This is a genomic window from Maritimibacter fusiformis (genome assembly GCF_008086115.1).
Taxonomy (GTDB): Bacteria; Pseudomonadota; Alphaproteobacteria; order Rhodobacterales; family Rhodobacteraceae; genus Muriiphilus; species Muriiphilus fusiformis.
Window position 1 is genome coordinate 672615 of sequence record NZ_VSIY01000004.1, and the last position, 14355, is coordinate 686969.

Genomic DNA, 14355 nt, shown 5'->3' on the forward strand with positions numbered 1-14355 from the left:
CGACTCGGCCTCGCGGCTCTGGGGGCGTTAGATGGGTTGGGAAGCGGGCCAATGTCAATGGCACCCGGTCGCGCGGCGGCCGGAGCGCCGAATTCGGCGATGTCGCTGGCCGGTTCGCCGGTCAGTTCAGCCGGTTGATCAAGCCGCCGGGCTGGCGCTGGATGCGGCCGTCAAGCTCGAGCGTGACAAGCTCCGGTGCCGCCTCGGCGGCGGTGACGGCAAGATCGCGGATCAACTGATCCTCGGCCACCGGGCTGGGGCCGAGGCGGTTCAGGATCTGCTGGTGGAGCGCCCGGGTCTCTGCCGGTGTGCGGGTTTCGGGCGGCGGCGCGGGGATCTCGACGATCTCGGGCGCGGTGTCGAGGGCAAGCTCCGGCTCTCGCATCGTGTCGAGCATCTCGATCACGTCCTGGGCGCCGCGCACCAGCGTGGCCCCGTCGCGGATCAGCATGTTGCAGCCCGAGGCGCGGGCGTCGAACGGGTGGCCCGGCACCGCCAGCACCTCGCGCCCCTGGTCCAGAGCGGCGCGCGCGGTGATCAGCGAGCCCGAGCGCGCGGCGGCCTCGACCACCACGACGGCGCGCGCCAGCCCCGAAATGATGCGGTTGCGCTGCGGAAAGTTGCGCGCCTGCGGCTGGTGGCCCATCGGCGCCTCCGACAGGCGCAGCCCGCCGCGTCCGATCTCTTCGCCCAGCACGGTGTTCTCGGTCGGATATATCACGTCGACCCCGCCCGCCATCACCGCGATGGTGCCGGTTTCCAGCGCGGCCTTGTGCGCGGCGGTGTCGATGCCGCGCGCCAGCCCCGAGACGATCACGTTGCCCGCCGCGCCCAGTTCCTGCGCCAGTCGCCGGGCCATGCGGGTGCCAAGCGACGAGGCATTGCGCGCGCCGACCATGGCGACGGTGGGCCGGGTCAGCAGGGAAAGATCGCCGATTGCCCAGAAGAACGGCGGCGGGTCGGAAATTTCGGCCAGGTGGCGGGGATAGCGGGGGTCGCCAAAGGCGATGAACTCGGCGCCCGCATGCCGGGCCGCCTGCGCCTCGCGCCGGGCGGCCTCGGGCGAGCAGGCGCGGTAATCCTCGACACCCGCCGCTTTCGCCACCTCCGGCAGGGCCGCGAGCGCCGCCTGGGCGGTCCCGTGTTCGCGCATCAGCCGGAAAAAGGTCGCCACGCCGACGCGGCGCGATCGCAAGAGACGAAGCCAGGCGAGCGCGTCTTCCTCGCTTCGGGGTGGGGTGAGGGGGTGGGGGAAGGGGATGTGATCCACTGGCCTGCCTGATTCCGTCTCTTGCCCCCCGACCATGCGGCCGAAATGGTTAATGCAAGGTGAACGGAACCGCGAAAAACCGGTGAAACGCCGATCGACCCCGAAAATCCCGCGATCAGGCGGCGACGAAGGCTCCGGGGCGGCGCAGGCGCAGCACCATCCAGGTGACGCCGGACAGGACGATGCCGAAGGCGGTGAACAGCGACACCGGCCCCGGCCCGCCGAACAGCAGCGTCGCGATCCAGCCCAGCACCAGCCCGACCGCGAGCGCAGGCCCCAGCCCGCCCCAGCCCAGCCGCAGCAGCACGACCAGCATGAGCGCGCCGGGGATCAGCCCGATCCAGGTCAGGACCGGCGAATACAGCAGCACCACCGACACGCCCGTCAGGGCCGTCGCGGTCTCGCCCGAGCGCAGGAAAAGCACGTCGAACACCATCAACACCCCGCCCACGGCAATCGGCAAGGCCCAGGCGATCAGCGCACTGACCAGCGCATTGGTCGCCCGAAGCCCGGCGGCGGCGGCGCTGTCGTTGCGCAGTAGGGGCCAACCCGTCACGCCGCCGATCCGCCCACTGTCAGCCCGCCGATCAGCAGCGTCGGCTGGCCCACCCCCACCGGCACCCACTGGCCCGCCTTGCCGCAGTTGCCGATGCCGGGGTCGAGCGCCACGTCGTTGCCGATGGCCCTGATCCGCTTCATCGCGTCGGGGCCGTCTCCGATCAGGGTGGCGCCCTTGACCGGTGCGCCGATCTTGCCGTCCTTCACGCGGTAGGCCTCGGTGCAGGAGAACACGAACTTGCCGTTGGTGATGTCGACCTGCCCGCCGCCGAAGCCGACCGCATAGATGCCGTCCTTGAGCTCGGCCACCACCTCGTCGCGGGTGGCCTGGCCGCCCTCCATGATGGTGTTGGTCATGCGCGGCATCGGCGCGTGGGCAAAACTCTCGCGCCGCCCGTTGCCGGTGGGGGCGACCCCCATCAGCCGCGCGTTCTGCCGGTCCTGCATGTAGCCCACCAGCACCCCGTCCTCGATCAGCACGGTCCGGTTGGTCGGCGTGCCCTCGTCATCGACGGAGAGCGAGCCGCGCCGGTCGGGCAGGGTGCCGTCATCGACCACGGTGACGCCCCGGGCCGCGACCTGCTGGCCGATCAGCCCGGAAAACGCCGAGGTGCCCTTGCGGTTGAAATCGCCCTCGAGCCCGTGGCCGACCGCCTCGTGCAGCAGGATGCCGGGCCATCCGGCGCCCAGCACCACGTCCATCTCGCCCGCAGGCGCCGGTTCGGCGGCGAGGTTCACCAGCGCGATGCGCAGCGCCTCGCGCGTCGTGGCCTGCCAGCTTTCCGCCGCGATCAGCCCGGTCAGCCCGGTGCGCCCGCCGCCGCCATGCCCACCGCTTTCGCGCCGCCCGTTTTCCTCGACGATGACCGAGACGTTGAGCCGCGTCATCGGCCTTGTGTCCGACACCAGCGTGCCATCCGGGCGCAGGATGTGAACCTCCTGCAGGCTGGCCGCGATGGTCGCTGACACCTGCACCACGCGCGGGTCGAGATCGCGGGCGAAGGCGTCGATCTCGCGCAGGGTCTCGACCTTCACGGGAAAGGCCGCGTCGGTCATCGGGTCGTTGTCGGTATAGAGCTTCTGGTTGGTGCGCGTCGGGCTGTCGGCAAGCCGCCCGCCGCCCGCGCCCACCGCAAGGCGCGCGGTCTCGGCGGCGCGGGTCAGGGCGGCCTCGGAGATCTCGGTGGAATGGGCATAACCCGCCGTTTCGGCGTTCACCGCGCGCAGCCCGAACCCCTCGGAGGCGTCATAGCTTGCGTTGCGCAGGCGTCCATCGTCGAACACCAGCGCCTCCGAGCGGCGGCGTTCCAGGAACAACTCGCCATCGTCGGCACCTGTTGTCGCGCCGCGCAGCACCGCCAGCGCGCGCGATTCGTCGAGATGGGTTTCGAACGGGCGGAAGGGGTCGCTGTTATTCGACATGGAATTCCTCTAAACTGCAGGGAGCTGCATATGTGGCCACGCAAATGGCCGAATTTCACTTGTTCCTTACGCGGTAATATGGTTTCACCAAGGACGGGAGACAACGGCAAACCCGCATGTCAAGCGGAGAACCGACGATTGAGGCGCGACAAAAACGCGCCAGGCCAGGAAGATCAGGAAGATACCGATGCAAGCGATGAAAAAGACCCTGTGGCCCCTGGCCACTGTTGCCGCAACCCTTGGAGCCAGTGCCGCCTGGGCGCAGGACCTCGAGGTGCGCGGTGCACCCGTGCCCGGCGGCATGTCGCTGCAACCGGCGGCAACCGATGTCGCCGCGGCGACCTATTTCCTCGACGATCTGGTGCATTACATCGCCGTGGGCATCGCGGTGCTGGTGCTGGTGCTGGTGCTCTGGGTGATCGTGCGCTACAACCGCCGCGCCAACGCCAATCCGCGCCGCTTTACCCACAACACACCGATCGAGATCATCTGGACGCTGGTCCCGATCCTGATCCTGGTGTTCATCGGCGCCAACTCGATGCCGGTCCTGTTCAAACAGCAGGAGATCCCGGAAGGCGACGTGGTCATCAAGGTCACCGGCAACCAGTGGTTCTGGTCCTATGAATATGTCGACAACGAATTCGGCTTCGACAGTTTCATGCTGTCGCGCGATGAACTGGCCGACCACGGCTATGCCGACGAGCTTTACCTTCTGGCCACCGACACCGCCGTGGTGGTGCCGACCGGCAAGAAGGTCGTGATGCAGGTCACCGGGTCGGACGTGATCCATTCCTGGACGATCCCGGCCTTCGGCGTGAAGCAGGACGCGGTGCCGGGCCGTCTGGCGGAACTGTGGTTCACCGTCGATCCGGGCAAGGAAGGCATCTATTTCGGCCAGTGCTCGGAATTGTGCGGCAAGGACCACGCCTATATGCCGATCACCGTCAAGGCGGTGACCGAGGCGGAATACGAGGCCTGGCTGGACGAAGCGATTGAGGAATACGCCGGCACGCCGCGCCCGATCGACGTGGCCATGGCCGAGTGAACAAGCCGCGGCGCGCGGGGTTCACGCCTGCGCGCATCCGCACGGTCGCGGGGACGGCCGGCAAATGTGGGTGATCTGAATGACCGAGACCACGAGCGTCTTCGACAGCGACAGGGAAGCGGGCTTCGGCGATTACGTCGCCCTACTGAAGCCGCGCGTGATGGCGCTGGTGGTGTTCACCGCCGTGGCCGGCCTGGTGGTCGCGCCGGGCAGCATGAACCCGATCATCGCCTTTGCCGCGATCCTGTTCATCGCGCTGGGCGGCGGCGCCTCGGGTGCTTTGAACATGTGGTGGGATGCCGATATCGACCGGCTGATGCGGCGCACCCAGAAACGCCCGATCCCCTCGGGCAAGCTGACCGAGGGCGATGCGCTGGCGCTGGGCGTGGCGCTGTCCTTCTTCGCCGTGGTGATGCTGTTTCTGGCCACCAACCTGGTGGCGGCGGGGCTTCTGGCCTTCACGATCTTCTTTTACGTGGTGATCTACACCATGTGGCTCAAGCGCACGACGCCGCAGAACATCGTGATCGGCGGCGCCGCCGGGGCGTTTCCGCCGATGATCGGCTGGGCCGCCGCGACCGGCGGCATCAGCGTCGAGGCGGTGCTGATGTTCGCGCTGACCTTCGCCTGGACGCCGCCGCATTTCTGGGCGCTGGCGCTCTTTGTCAAGGACGACTACGCCAACGCGCACGTGCCGATGCTGACCGTCACCCATGGCCGCGACGCCACCCGCAAGCATATCCTGGTCTACACGCTGGCGCTGGCCGTGGTGGCGCTGGCGCTTGGGCTGACCTCGGTCGGCGGGCCGATCTACATGGCGGTGGCGGTGGTGATGAACGGCTGGTTCATCCTCGGCGCGATCCGCATCCTCAGGCGCGACGACGCGGCCTCTCACGCCGACAAGCACCTGGCCGAGCGCAAGTTCTTCAAGCTCTCGCTCTACTACCTGTTCCTGCATTTCGGCGCCCTGATGCTCGAGGCCGGGCTGGCGCCCTACGGGCTGGGGGGCTGGTGATGGCGACCCGTATTCGTGCCGAACATGAGCTTCACCGCCGCCGCCTCAGCCGCAATGTCGGGCTGGGGGTGACGCTGGTGCTGTTCGTGGTGCTGGTCTACGGGCTGACCATCGCCAAGCTCGGCACCGACCCGACCGACGCGCTCGGCATCACCCCGCCGCCTGCCGCCACCGACGGGGAGGGCGGGCAATGAGCCACTGGTCCCCGGTGCAAAAGACCCTTGCCGCGCTGTCGCTGGTGGTCATCACCATGGGCGCGCTGGGCTGGGCGGCGGTGCCGTTCTATGACTGGTTCTGCCGCGTCACCGGCTATGCCGGCACCACCGGCGTGGCCGCCTCGGCCTCCGACACGGTGCTGGAAAAGACCATCAAGGTGCGTTTCGACGGCTCGATCGAGCGGGACATGCCGTGGGAGTTCAAACCGGCGCAGCGCGAGATGGAGATCAGGCTGGGCGAGACCGGGCTGGCCTTCTACGAGGCCTACAACCCCACCGACCGGCCCATCGCCGGCACCGCCAGCTACAACGTCGCACCGTTCACCGCCGGCCCCTATTTCATCAAGATCGACTGTTTCTGCTTTACCGAGCAGGTGCTGCAACCGGGCGAACGCGTGTCGATGCCCGTGACCTTCTACGTCGATCCCGAGATCACCGAGGACAGGGACGCCAAGTTCGCCAAGGCCATCACCTTGTCCTATACGTTTCACGAAACCGCATTGCCGGAGGAATACGCGCATCTCGATGCCGATGCTCCGGCGCCACAGAACTAACCGACAAGGGTGAGGGACGAACAAAGAATGGCTCACGCAAAAAACCACGATTATCACATCCTCAAGCCGTCGATACACCCGCTGGTGGCTTCGGTCGGCGCTTTCATCATGCTCTACGGCGCGGTGCGCTGGATGCACGACCAGGGCCCCTGGATCTTCGGGGTCGGGCTGATCCTGGTGCTCTACACGATGTTCGCCTGGTGGTCGGACGTGGTGGACGAGGCGCAGACCGGCGACCACACCCCGGTGGTGCGGATCGGCCTTCGCTATGGCTTCATCCTGTTCATCATCTCCGAGGTGATGTTCTTCTTCGCCTGGTTCTGGAACTTCTTCAAGCACGCGCTCTACCCGATGGGCCCGCAAAGCCCTGCGGTCGACGGCGTCTGGCCGCCGGCGGGGATCGAGACCTTCGACCCCTGGCACCTGCCGCTGATCAACACGCTGATCCTGCTGCTGTCGGGTGCGGCGGCAACCTGGGCGCACCACGCGCTGGTGCATGAAAACAACCGCCGCGATCTCGTGAACGGCCTGGCCATCGCGATCATCCTGGGCGTTCTGTTCACCTTCTTCCAGGCCTATGAATACAGCCACGCCGCCTTCGGCCTTGCCGGCAACATCTACGGCGCGTCGTTCTACATGGCGACGGGGTTTCACGGCTTTCACGTGATCATCGGCACGATCTTCCTGTTCGTCTGCCTGATGCGCGCGCTCAAGGGCCATTTCACCCCCGAGGCGCATGTCGGCTTCGAGGCGGCGGCTTGGTACTGGCACTTCGTCGACGTGGTCTGGCTGTTCCTGTTCGCCTCGATCTACGTCTGGGGCAGCTGACGCCGGCTTGCCCTTCCGGGCGAATTGCGAAACATCTGGGGCGCGGGGGACAACCCCCGCGCTTTTCTTATCGGAGGTGTCATGGCCCGTCAGATCGTGACAGGCGTGTTTCTGGTTGCCGGGCTGGCCCTGTTCATCGGCCTTGGCCTGTGGCAGGTCGAGCGGCTGATGTGGAAGCAATCGGTGATCGCGGGGATCGAGGCGCGCATCGGCGACGCGCCCGCCCCGCTGCCCGCCGTGCCGGACCCGGACGCCGACCGCTATCTGCCGGTTGCCGTGACCGGCGCGATGGGCGACGGCGCGCTGCATGTCCTGGTGTCGTCGCGCGACTACGGCGCCGGGTTTCGCCTGATCGCCCCCTTCACGCTGGCGGATGGCCGCCGCATCATGGTCGACCGAGGCTATGTGCCCACCGAGTTGAAGGAGGCGCCACGCGCGACCGGCCCGATGACCGTCACCGGCAACCTGCATTGGCCGCAGGAACGCGACGCCTACACGCCCGAGGATGACCCGGACGGCAACTGGTGGTATGCCCGCGACGTGACGAAAATGGCCGCAGCCCTTGGCACCGAGCCGGTGCTGGTGGTCGCCCGCACCCCCACCGATCCGCAGATCCTGCCGATGCCGGTCAGCGCAGAGGACATCCCGAACGACCATCTGGGCTATGCGATCACCTGGTTTCTGCTTGCGGCCACATGGGCGGTGATGACAGGCTTTGCGCTTTGGCGTATACGGCGCCGGGCGCAGGCGGGCGCGGGCGGATTGCGGCCCGAAGGCAGAGGCGAGAGCACATGAAATACATTTCCACCCGGGGCAACGCACCGGCCTTGAGTTTCGAAGAGGCGATGCTGGCGGGGCTGGCGCGCGATGGCGGGCTTTACGTTCCGAAAAACGTGTCCGAACGCCGCCACGACGAGATCGCGGCGCTGCCCGGAATGAGCTATGAGGAAGTCGCCTATTGGCTGATGCGCCCGTTCATCGGCGAAAGCTTTTCGGCCGAGGAACTGCGCACCATCATCGAACGCGCCTACGCGGGCTTCGGACATGCAGCGCGCGCACCTTTGGTGCAGCTTGGCCCCAACCACTTTCTGCTGGAGCTGTTTCACGGCCCGACGCTGGCGTTCAAGGACTTCGCCATGCAGCTTATCGGCCAGATGTTCCAGACCGCGCTGGCCAAGCGCGGCGAGCGCATCACCATCGTCGGCGCGACCTCGGGCGACACCGGATCGGCGGCGATCGAGGCGTTTCGCGGGCTGGACAACGTCGATGTCTTCATCCTGTTCCCGCATGGCCGGGTCTCGGAGGTGCAGCGCCGCCAGATGACCACGCCGACCGAGTCCAACGTCCACGCGCTGGCGGTGGATGGCGATTTCGACGACTGCCAGGCGCGGCTCAAGGACATGTTCAACCATTTCGAGTTTCGTGACGCCGTGGGTCTCGCCGGCGTCAACTCGATCAACTGGGCACGGGTGCTGGCGCAGGTGGTCTATTACTTTACCGCCGCCTCGAGCCTCGGCGCGCCCTTGCGCCCGGTCAGTTTCACCGTGCCCACCGGCAATTTCGGCGACATCTTCGCCGGCTACATCGCGCGCAAGCTGGGCCTGCCGATTGAAAAGCTGGTGATCGCCACCAACCAGAACGACATCCTGCACCGCACGCTGGAAACCGGCAGCTATACCAAGGCCGAAGTCACGCCCTCGATCAGCCCGTCGATGGATATCCAGGTCTCGTCCAACTTCGAGCGCGTGCTGTTCGACGCCTATGGGCGCGACGGCGCGGTGGTGGCCGAGCAGATGGCCGACCTTGCAAGCGGCGGCTTCACCATCAGCCAGGGCGCCATCGACTTTCTGCGCGCCGAGTTCGCCTCCGGCACCGCGTCGGAGGACGAGACCCGCGCCACCATCAAGGCGATCTGGGAAACCACCGGCCAGGTCATCTGCCCGCACACCGCCGTCGGCGTGAAGGTGGCCGGGGAACACCTGGGCGCCACCCCGATGATCACGCTGGCCACCGCGCATCCGGCCAAGTTCCCCGACGCGGTGCGCGAAGCCTCGGGCCAGGACGTGCCGCTGCCGCCGCGCATGGCCGACCTGTTTGACCGGGACGAGCGCGTGACCCGCGTGCCCAATGACCTCGCCGCGATCGAGGCACTGATCCGCGAGCGCACCGGGCGATGAGTATCCGCTTCGACACCCTGGCCAACGGCTTTCGCGTCGTGACCGAGCACATGCCCGGCGTGGAGAGCGCCGCCCTCGGCGTCTGGGTGACGGCGGGCGGGCGGCATGAGCTTGCCGCCCAGAACGGCATCGCGCATTTCCTCGAACACATGGCGTTCAAGGGCACCAAGCGGCGCAGCGCGCTGCAGATCGCCGAGGAAATCGAGGATGTCGGCGGCTATCTCAACGCCTACACCTCGCGCGAGGTCACGGCCTATTATGCCCGCGTGCTGAAAGAGGACGTGCCGCTGGCCTTCGACGTGATCTCGGATATCGTGCTGAACCCGGTGTTCGACGCGCGCGAGATCGAGGTCGAGCGCGGCGTGATCCTGCAGGAGATCGGCCAGGCCCTCGACACGCCCGACGACGTGATCTTCGACTGGTTGCAGGAGGTGGCCTATCCCGACCAGCCTATCGGGCGCACCATCCTTGGCCCGAGCGAGCGGGTGCGCGCCTTTGACCGCGAGGATCTGGCCGCCTTCGTCGCCCGCCACTACCGGCCCGAACGGATGATCCTGTCGGCGGCGGGCGCAGTCGATCACGACCAGATCATGCGGCTGGCCGAAGAGACTTTCGGCCATCTCGAACGCGGCAGCGAGGCGCTGATCGAGCCCGCCGGTTTCATCGGTGGCGAGCGGCGCGAGATGAAGACGCTGGAGCAGGTGCATTTCACGCTGGGGCTGGAAGGGCCGGGCTACGGCGACGCCGCGATCTATACCGCGCAGACCTTTGCCGGTGCCCTCGGTGGCGGCATGTCGTCGAGGCTGTTTCAGGAACTGCGCGAGAAGCGCGGGCTGTGCTACACCATCTTCGCGCAGGCCGGGGCCTATTCCGACACCGGGATGCTGACCATCTATGCCGGCACCTCGCCGGGCGAGATCGCGGCGCTGGCGCGCCTGACGGTGGACGAGATCAAGCGCGCCGCCGACGACATGACGGCGGTCGAGGTCGACCGGGCGCGCGCGCAGATGAAGGCGGGGATGCTGATGGGGCTGGAATCGGCCTCGTCGCGCGCCGAACGGCTGGCGCGGCAGGTGTCGATCTGGAACCGGGTGATCCCGCTGGAAGAGACCGTGGAGCGCATCGACGCGGTCGATCTGGCCGCGGTGCGCGATTTCGCCGGCCGAACCGCGGGCGAGGCGCGCGTGGCGCTGGCGCTCTATGGTCTCGCCGAAACCGCGCCGGGATACGAGGAACTGCGCGAAAGGCTTGTCGCGTGATGTTCGGGCGCAGCCCGAAAGTCAGGATCGAGACCGAGCGCCTGACCCTGCGCCCGCCGCAACATGGCGACTATACCGGCTGGGCCAGGCTGCGCGACCAGAGCCGCGAATTCCTGACCCCGTGGGAGCCGACCTGGGCATCCGACCACCTCAGCCGCAAAAGCTTCACCAACCGCGTCTACTGGTCCAACCGCTCGGTCGCGCAGGGCACGGCGCTGCCGCTGTTCCTGATCCGGCGGCGTGACGGGGTGCTGGTTGGGGCGCTGACGCTTGACAACATCCGGCGCGGCCCGGCGCAGGCGGGAACCACCGGATACTGGGTCGGCGCGCCCTATGCGCGGTCGGGATACATGCGCGAGGCGCTGGCGGCGCTGGTGCATTACGCCTTCACCGAGCTTGACCTCAGCCGGCTCGAGGCCGGGTGCCTGCCGGAAAACACCGCCTCGCGCGGGGTGCTGGAAAAGACCGGCTTCAAATACGAGGGCGTGGCGCAGAGCTATCTTCAGATCAACGGGCGCTGGCGCAACCACGTGCTCTACGCCAACCTGCGCGCCGACCGGCGCGGGCGCACGGATACCCGCTAGCGGTATGGGGCAGGGCCCGGCGGTTGCCCCAAGCCATTGACTTCACGCCAACAGGCAGGCCAAGCAGGCGCGATGAGACATGCCATTCCCCATGCCCGACCCGGCGAGGTGATCGGGTTGCTCGGCGGGTCGTTCGACCCGGCGCATGATGGCCATGCCCATATCACCCGCGAGGCGCTGAAACGGTTTCGCCTCGACCGGGTATGGTGGCTGGTCAGCCCGGGCAATCCGTTGAAGGCGCATGGTCCGGCGCCAATGGAACGGCGGCTGGCGCGGGCGCGGGCGGTGATCGACGATCCGCGCGTCGTGATCACCGACATCGAGGAGCGGCTGGGCACCCGCTACACCGCCGAGACGCTGGAACGGCTGTTCTGCCTGTATCCGCAAGCGCGCTTTGTCTGGCTGATGGGGGCCGACAACCTGGCCGGCTTTCACCTCTGGGAGAACTGGCAGGACATTTTCGAGGCGCTGCCGATCGGTGTCATCGCGCGGCCCGGCGACCGGGTGGCGGCGCGGATGTCACCGGCGGCGCGGCGCTACCGCGCGGCACGCCTGCCGGGGTCGGGGGCCGGGCGGCTGGCCCTGGCCGAGCCGCCGGCCTGGTGTCTGATCAACGTGCCGATGGTCGACACCTCGTCCAGCGCGATCCGCGCGGCGGGTGGTTGGCGCGACAACCCGGGCTGAGACACGACAGCACGGAATTGTTTCCAGATACGGGCTTGTGGCGACTCGGGGGGATTGGTTAACTCGCGCCATGCGTGGGGGGATTTCCAGACGTTTCTTTCTAGGAGGCGCGGTGTCGGCTGTGGCCGGTGCGGTGTTCGCCGACGCGCCCGCGCGCTCGATCCGGCCGCGGCCGCGCGACCCCGAAAAGATCGCGGCGGTGGTGCGCGAACTGCGGCGCCAGTCCGCCCCCGCCGTCTCCGACCTGATCGACGAGGCCCGCCTGGGCGGCACCGTCGGCTTTCTGGTGGCGGATGCGCGCACCGGCGACGTGCTCGAAAGCCGCCTGCCCGACGACCCGCAGCCGCCCGCCTCGGTCGCCAAGTCGGTGACCGCGCTCTATGCCCTGACCCGGCTGGGCGAGGATTTCCGCTTCCGCACCCGCCTGATCGCCACCGGCCCGGTGACCGAAGGGCGCCTGGACGGCGACCTGGTGCTGGAAGGCTCGGGCGACCCGGTGCTCGACACCGACGACCTGGCCGAGATCGTGGCGCAGCTCAAGGCCACGGGGGTGCGCGAGATCACCGGGCGGTTCCGCATCTATTCCGGCGCGCTGCCCTATATCCACTCGATCGACCCCGAACAGCCGGACCACGTCGGCTACAACCCGTCCATCTCGGGGGTGAACCTGAATTTCAACCGGGTGCATTTCCAGTGGACGCGCGCCGATAGCGGCTGGGCGGTCAGCCTCGACGCGCGCTCGGACACGCTGCGCCCGGCGGTGTCGGTGGCCAAGATGGCGGTCGTGAACCGCGACCTGCCGGTCTATACCTACCGCGATGCCAAGGGGGTGGACGAATGGACCGTGGCGTCGCAGGCGCTTGGCAACGGCGGTTCGCGCTGGCTGCCGGTGCGCCGGCCCGACCTTTATGCCGGCGAAGTGCTGCAGGTGCTGGCCGGCGCGCAGGGCATCCGCCTGCCCAATGCCGAGATCACAACCACCCGCCCCGCCGGCACCGCCATCGTGACCCATGACAGCGCCAGCCTGTCGGCGGTGACGCGCCTGATGCTGCGCTACTCGACCAACATCACCGCCGAGGTGCTGGGCCTGACCGCCAGCCGCAAGGGTGGCGCCCCGGTCGACGATCTGCGCGCCTCGGCCCGCGCGATGAGCGATTGGATGCGGGTCAGCATGGGCGCGAAGGATGCCAGTTTCCTGGATCATTCCGGCCTGTCGGGCGAGTCGCGCGTCTCGGCCCGCGACATGGTCAGCATGATGGTCAAGGTCGGGCCGGGGCAGGCGTTGCACACGCATCTCAAGGACATCCCGGTCTGGGACGATGACAGCCGGCCGGTCACCGGCGCGCATTACACGATCCAGGCCAAGACCGGGACGCTGAATTTCGTCTCGGCGCTGGCCGGCTACATCACGCCCGAAGTCGGCCCGCCGCTGGCCTTCGCGATCTTCACCGCCGACGTTCCCCGCCGCGAAGCCCTCGCCCCCGAGGAAATGGAACGCCCCGACGGCGCCAGCGCCTGGGCTGGTCGCGCCCGGCTGTTGCAACAAAAGCTGATCCGCCGCTGGGCGGCAGTCTACAGCGTCTGAGGCATCAGTCCCGCGCCGGAATGTCCACCGCCTTGAGGCTGGCCGGTCGGTTCGCGCAGGCCTCAAACCAGCGGTTCACGTTGCCAAGCTCGCCCATTTCCAGCAGGTCGAAGGCATCGTAATGGCCTGACAGGACCCGCACCCAGGGCCAGATCGCGATATCGGCGATGGTGTAATCCGCGCCCATCACGAAGTCGCGCCCCTCCAGCCGGTCGTCCAGCACGTCGAGCAGGCGCTGCACTTCTTCCTTGTAGCGGTTGAACGGGCGGCGGTCCTCGATCTCCTTGCCGGCGAAGGCGTGAAAGAACCCGAACTGCCCGAACATCGGGCCGACCCCGCCCATCTGCCACATCAGCCACTGGATCGTCTCATAGCGCCGGGCGGCGTCCGAGGGCAGGAACTGCCCGGTCTTTTCGGCCAGGTAGATCAGGATCGCCCCCGATTCAAACAGGCCCATCGGCGCGCCGCCGGGCCCGTCCGGGTCGATGATCGCGGGGATCTTGTTGTTGGGGTTGAGCGACAGGAACTCCGGCGTGAACTGGTCGCTCTCCCCGAAATCGACCAGGTGCGGCTCATAGGCCAGCCCGGTTTCCTCCAGCATCGCCGAGACCTTGATGCCGTTCGGCGTGGGCAGGGAATAGAGCTGGATGATCCCCGGGTTTTTCGGGGCCCAACGTCTGGTGATATTGAAATTGTCCAACATGGACACGCCTTTCCGGCCGGAACAGCCTTGAAAATGTTCGTTTTCTGAAATCGCGGATCAATCCGCCACGGTCATGTGCCGCGCCCGCGCGCCGCGCTCGATGGCCGCCGCATGCAGCCGGTCGATGTTCAGCTCGTGGCGGATTTCCTCGAGCAGCCGCAACTCCGAGGCCGCCAGCATCCCGTCTGCCGCCGCCACGTCGCAGGCCAGCGCATAGGCGGTTTCCCACAGCCGCTCCGGCAGGTTCTCCCGCACCAGCCCGAACAGCGCATCCAGCCCGTCCTCTTCGGTCAAGAGGTCGAACACCACCCGGCTGACGGTCTTCAGCCGGTCCATGTCATAGGTCGCGAACACCGGCAGGTGGTTTACGCTGGCCTCGATGCGCAACAGCTCGGCGGTGCCGATCTGTTCGTCCGAGACCGAGACGGCAACCATCACCGCGATCAGACTGTCTTC

Annotated in this window: 16 protein-coding genes; 11 read left to right on the top strand and 5 right to left on the bottom strand. The window is 67.6% G+C overall.

The genetic code is table 11. The features are described from left to right. Positions 1-121: 121 nt before the first annotated feature. The 3 genes from dprA to tldD form a co-directional block, all read right to left on the bottom strand. A complete protein-coding gene (gene dprA, locus FVF75_RS07360; RefSeq protein WP_148377286.1) occupies positions 122-1306 on the bottom strand; it encodes a DNA-processing protein DprA in 1185 nt (394 codons plus the stop codon). Positions 1307-1385: 79 nt separating this feature from the next. After that, a complete protein-coding gene (locus FVF75_RS07365) occupies positions 1386-1826 on the bottom strand; it encodes a hypothetical protein (RefSeq protein WP_148377287.1) in 441 nt (146 codons plus the stop codon). Next, the gene (gene tldD / locus FVF75_RS07370) at positions 1823-3250 is read right to left on the bottom strand and encodes a metalloprotease TldD (protein WP_148377288.1); all 1428 of its coding nucleotides are present in this window, start codon (positions 3248-3250) and stop codon (positions 1823-1825) included. The genes FVF75_RS07365 and tldD overlap by 4 nt, the downstream gene beginning before the upstream one ends. 196 nt (positions 3251-3446) lie before the next feature. Here tldD and coxB point away from each other — a divergent pair, with 196 nt between their 5' ends. The 11 genes from coxB (at position 3447) to dacB (ending at position 13196) form a co-directional block, all read left to right on the top strand. After that, on the top strand, positions 3447-4295 hold the full coding sequence (gene coxB / locus FVF75_RS07375) for a cytochrome c oxidase subunit II (protein ID WP_148377386.1): 849 nt from the start codon (positions 3447-3449) through the stop codon (positions 4293-4295). Between the two features lie 79 nt (positions 4296-4374). Beyond that, complete coding sequence (gene cyoE, locus FVF75_RS07380; protein ID WP_148377289.1) at positions 4375-5310, top strand: heme o synthase; 936 nt, start codon at positions 4375-4377, stop codon at positions 5308-5310. Next, positions 5310-5504 carry a hypothetical protein gene (locus tag FVF75_RS07385; RefSeq protein WP_148377290.1) on the top strand — a complete coding sequence of 65 codons (195 nt, stop codon included), beginning with the start codon at positions 5310-5312 and terminating at the stop codon, positions 5502-5504. Before cyoE ends, FVF75_RS07385 begins: the two co-directional genes overlap by 1 nt. Then, positions 5501-6079 carry a cytochrome c oxidase assembly protein gene (locus FVF75_RS07390; protein WP_148377291.1) on the top strand — a complete coding sequence of 193 codons (579 nt, stop codon included), beginning with the start codon at positions 5501-5503 and terminating at the stop codon, positions 6077-6079. The genes FVF75_RS07385 and FVF75_RS07390 overlap by 4 nt, the downstream gene beginning before the upstream one ends. 27 nt (positions 6080-6106) lie before the next feature. Beyond that, on the top strand, positions 6107-6907 hold the full coding sequence (locus FVF75_RS07395; RefSeq protein WP_148377292.1) for a cytochrome c oxidase subunit 3: 801 nt from the start codon (positions 6107-6109) through the stop codon (positions 6905-6907). An 81-nt stretch (positions 6908-6988) separates the two neighbouring features. Further along, on the top strand, positions 6989-7702 hold the full coding sequence (locus FVF75_RS07400; protein ID WP_148377293.1) for an SURF1 family protein: 714 nt from the start codon (positions 6989-6991) through the stop codon (positions 7700-7702). Next, a complete protein-coding gene (gene thrC, locus FVF75_RS07405; RefSeq protein WP_148377294.1) occupies positions 7699-9084 on the top strand; it encodes a threonine synthase in 1386 nt (461 codons plus the stop codon). Before FVF75_RS07400 ends, thrC begins: the two co-directional genes overlap by 4 nt. Then, the gene (locus tag FVF75_RS07410; protein WP_148377295.1) at positions 9081-10343 is read left to right on the top strand and encodes a M16 family metallopeptidase; all 1263 of its coding nucleotides are present in this window, start codon (positions 9081-9083) and stop codon (positions 10341-10343) included. Before thrC ends, FVF75_RS07410 begins: the two co-directional genes overlap by 4 nt. Next, the gene (locus FVF75_RS07415; RefSeq protein WP_148377296.1) at positions 10343-10927 is read left to right on the top strand and encodes a GNAT family N-acetyltransferase; all 585 of its coding nucleotides are present in this window, start codon (positions 10343-10345) and stop codon (positions 10925-10927) included. Before FVF75_RS07410 ends, FVF75_RS07415 begins: the two co-directional genes overlap by 1 nt. Positions 10928-10999: 72 nt before the next feature. Next, positions 11000-11611: a nicotinate-nucleotide adenylyltransferase gene (locus FVF75_RS07420; protein WP_148377297.1), complete on the top strand. Its 612-nt coding sequence runs from the start codon at positions 11000-11002 to the stop codon at positions 11609-11611. Positions 11612-11723: 112 nt separating this feature from the next. Beyond that, positions 11724-13196 (top strand): D-alanyl-D-alanine carboxypeptidase/D-alanyl-D-alanine endopeptidase, encoded by a 1473-nt coding sequence (gene dacB, locus FVF75_RS07425; RefSeq protein WP_342779796.1) that lies wholly within the window; start codon positions 11724-11726, stop codon positions 13194-13196. Positions 13197-13200: 4 nt separating this feature from the next. On the opposite strand, the gene FVF75_RS07430 is transcribed toward dacB, so the two are convergent. Continuing rightward, positions 13201-13899 (bottom strand): glutathione S-transferase N-terminal domain-containing protein, encoded by a 699-nt coding sequence (locus FVF75_RS07430; RefSeq protein WP_222861202.1) that lies wholly within the window; start codon positions 13897-13899, stop codon positions 13201-13203. Positions 13900-13956: 57 nt separating this feature from the next. Further along, complete coding sequence (locus tag FVF75_RS07435) at positions 13957-14334, bottom strand: tellurite resistance TerB family protein (protein WP_425463223.1); 378 nt, start codon at positions 14332-14334, stop codon at positions 13957-13959. Between the last annotated feature and the right edge of the window lie 21 nt (positions 14335-14355).

Excerpts from the sequence above, each read along its gene's own strand:
- cyoE (WP_148377289.1), top strand. The coding sequence starts at position 4,375 with ATGACCGAGACCACGAGCGTCTTCGACAGCGACAGGGAAGCGGGCTTC.
- FVF75_RS07435 (WP_425463223.1), bottom strand. The coding sequence starts at position 14,334 with ATGGTTGCCGTCTCGGTCTCGGACGAACAGATCGGCACCGCCGAGCTG.
- FVF75_RS07410 (WP_148377295.1), top strand. The coding sequence starts at position 9,081 with ATGAGTATCCGCTTCGACACCCTGGCCAACGGCTTTCGCGTCGTGACC.
- FVF75_RS07385 (WP_148377290.1), top strand. The coding sequence starts at position 5,310 with ATGGCGACCCGTATTCGTGCCGAACATGAGCTTCACCGCCGCCGCCTC.
- dprA (WP_148377286.1), bottom strand. The coding sequence starts at position 1,306 with ATGGTCGGGGGGCAAGAGACGGAATCAGGCAGGCCAGTGGATCACATC.
- FVF75_RS07420 (WP_148377297.1), top strand. The coding sequence starts at position 11,000 with ATGAGACATGCCATTCCCCATGCCCGACCCGGCGAGGTGATCGGGTTG.
- FVF75_RS07395 (WP_148377292.1), top strand. The coding sequence starts at position 6,107 with ATGGCTCACGCAAAAAACCACGATTATCACATCCTCAAGCCGTCGATA.
- coxB (WP_148377386.1), top strand. The coding sequence starts at position 3,447 with ATGAAAAAGACCCTGTGGCCCCTGGCCACTGTTGCCGCAACCCTTGGA.
- FVF75_RS07400 (WP_148377293.1), top strand. The coding sequence starts at position 6,989 with ATGGCCCGTCAGATCGTGACAGGCGTGTTTCTGGTTGCCGGGCTGGCC.
- thrC (WP_148377294.1), top strand. The coding sequence starts at position 7,699 with ATGAAATACATTTCCACCCGGGGCAACGCACCGGCCTTGAGTTTCGAA.
- FVF75_RS07415 (WP_148377296.1), top strand. The coding sequence starts at position 10,343 with ATGTTCGGGCGCAGCCCGAAAGTCAGGATCGAGACCGAGCGCCTGACC.
- tldD (WP_148377288.1), bottom strand. The coding sequence starts at position 3,250 with ATGTCGAATAACAGCGACCCCTTCCGCCCGTTCGAAACCCATCTCGAC.
- FVF75_RS07430 (WP_222861202.1), bottom strand. The coding sequence starts at position 13,899 with ATGTTGGACAATTTCAATATCACCAGACGTTGGGCCCCGAAAAACCCG.
- FVF75_RS07390 (WP_148377291.1), top strand. The coding sequence starts at position 5,501 with ATGAGCCACTGGTCCCCGGTGCAAAAGACCCTTGCCGCGCTGTCGCTG.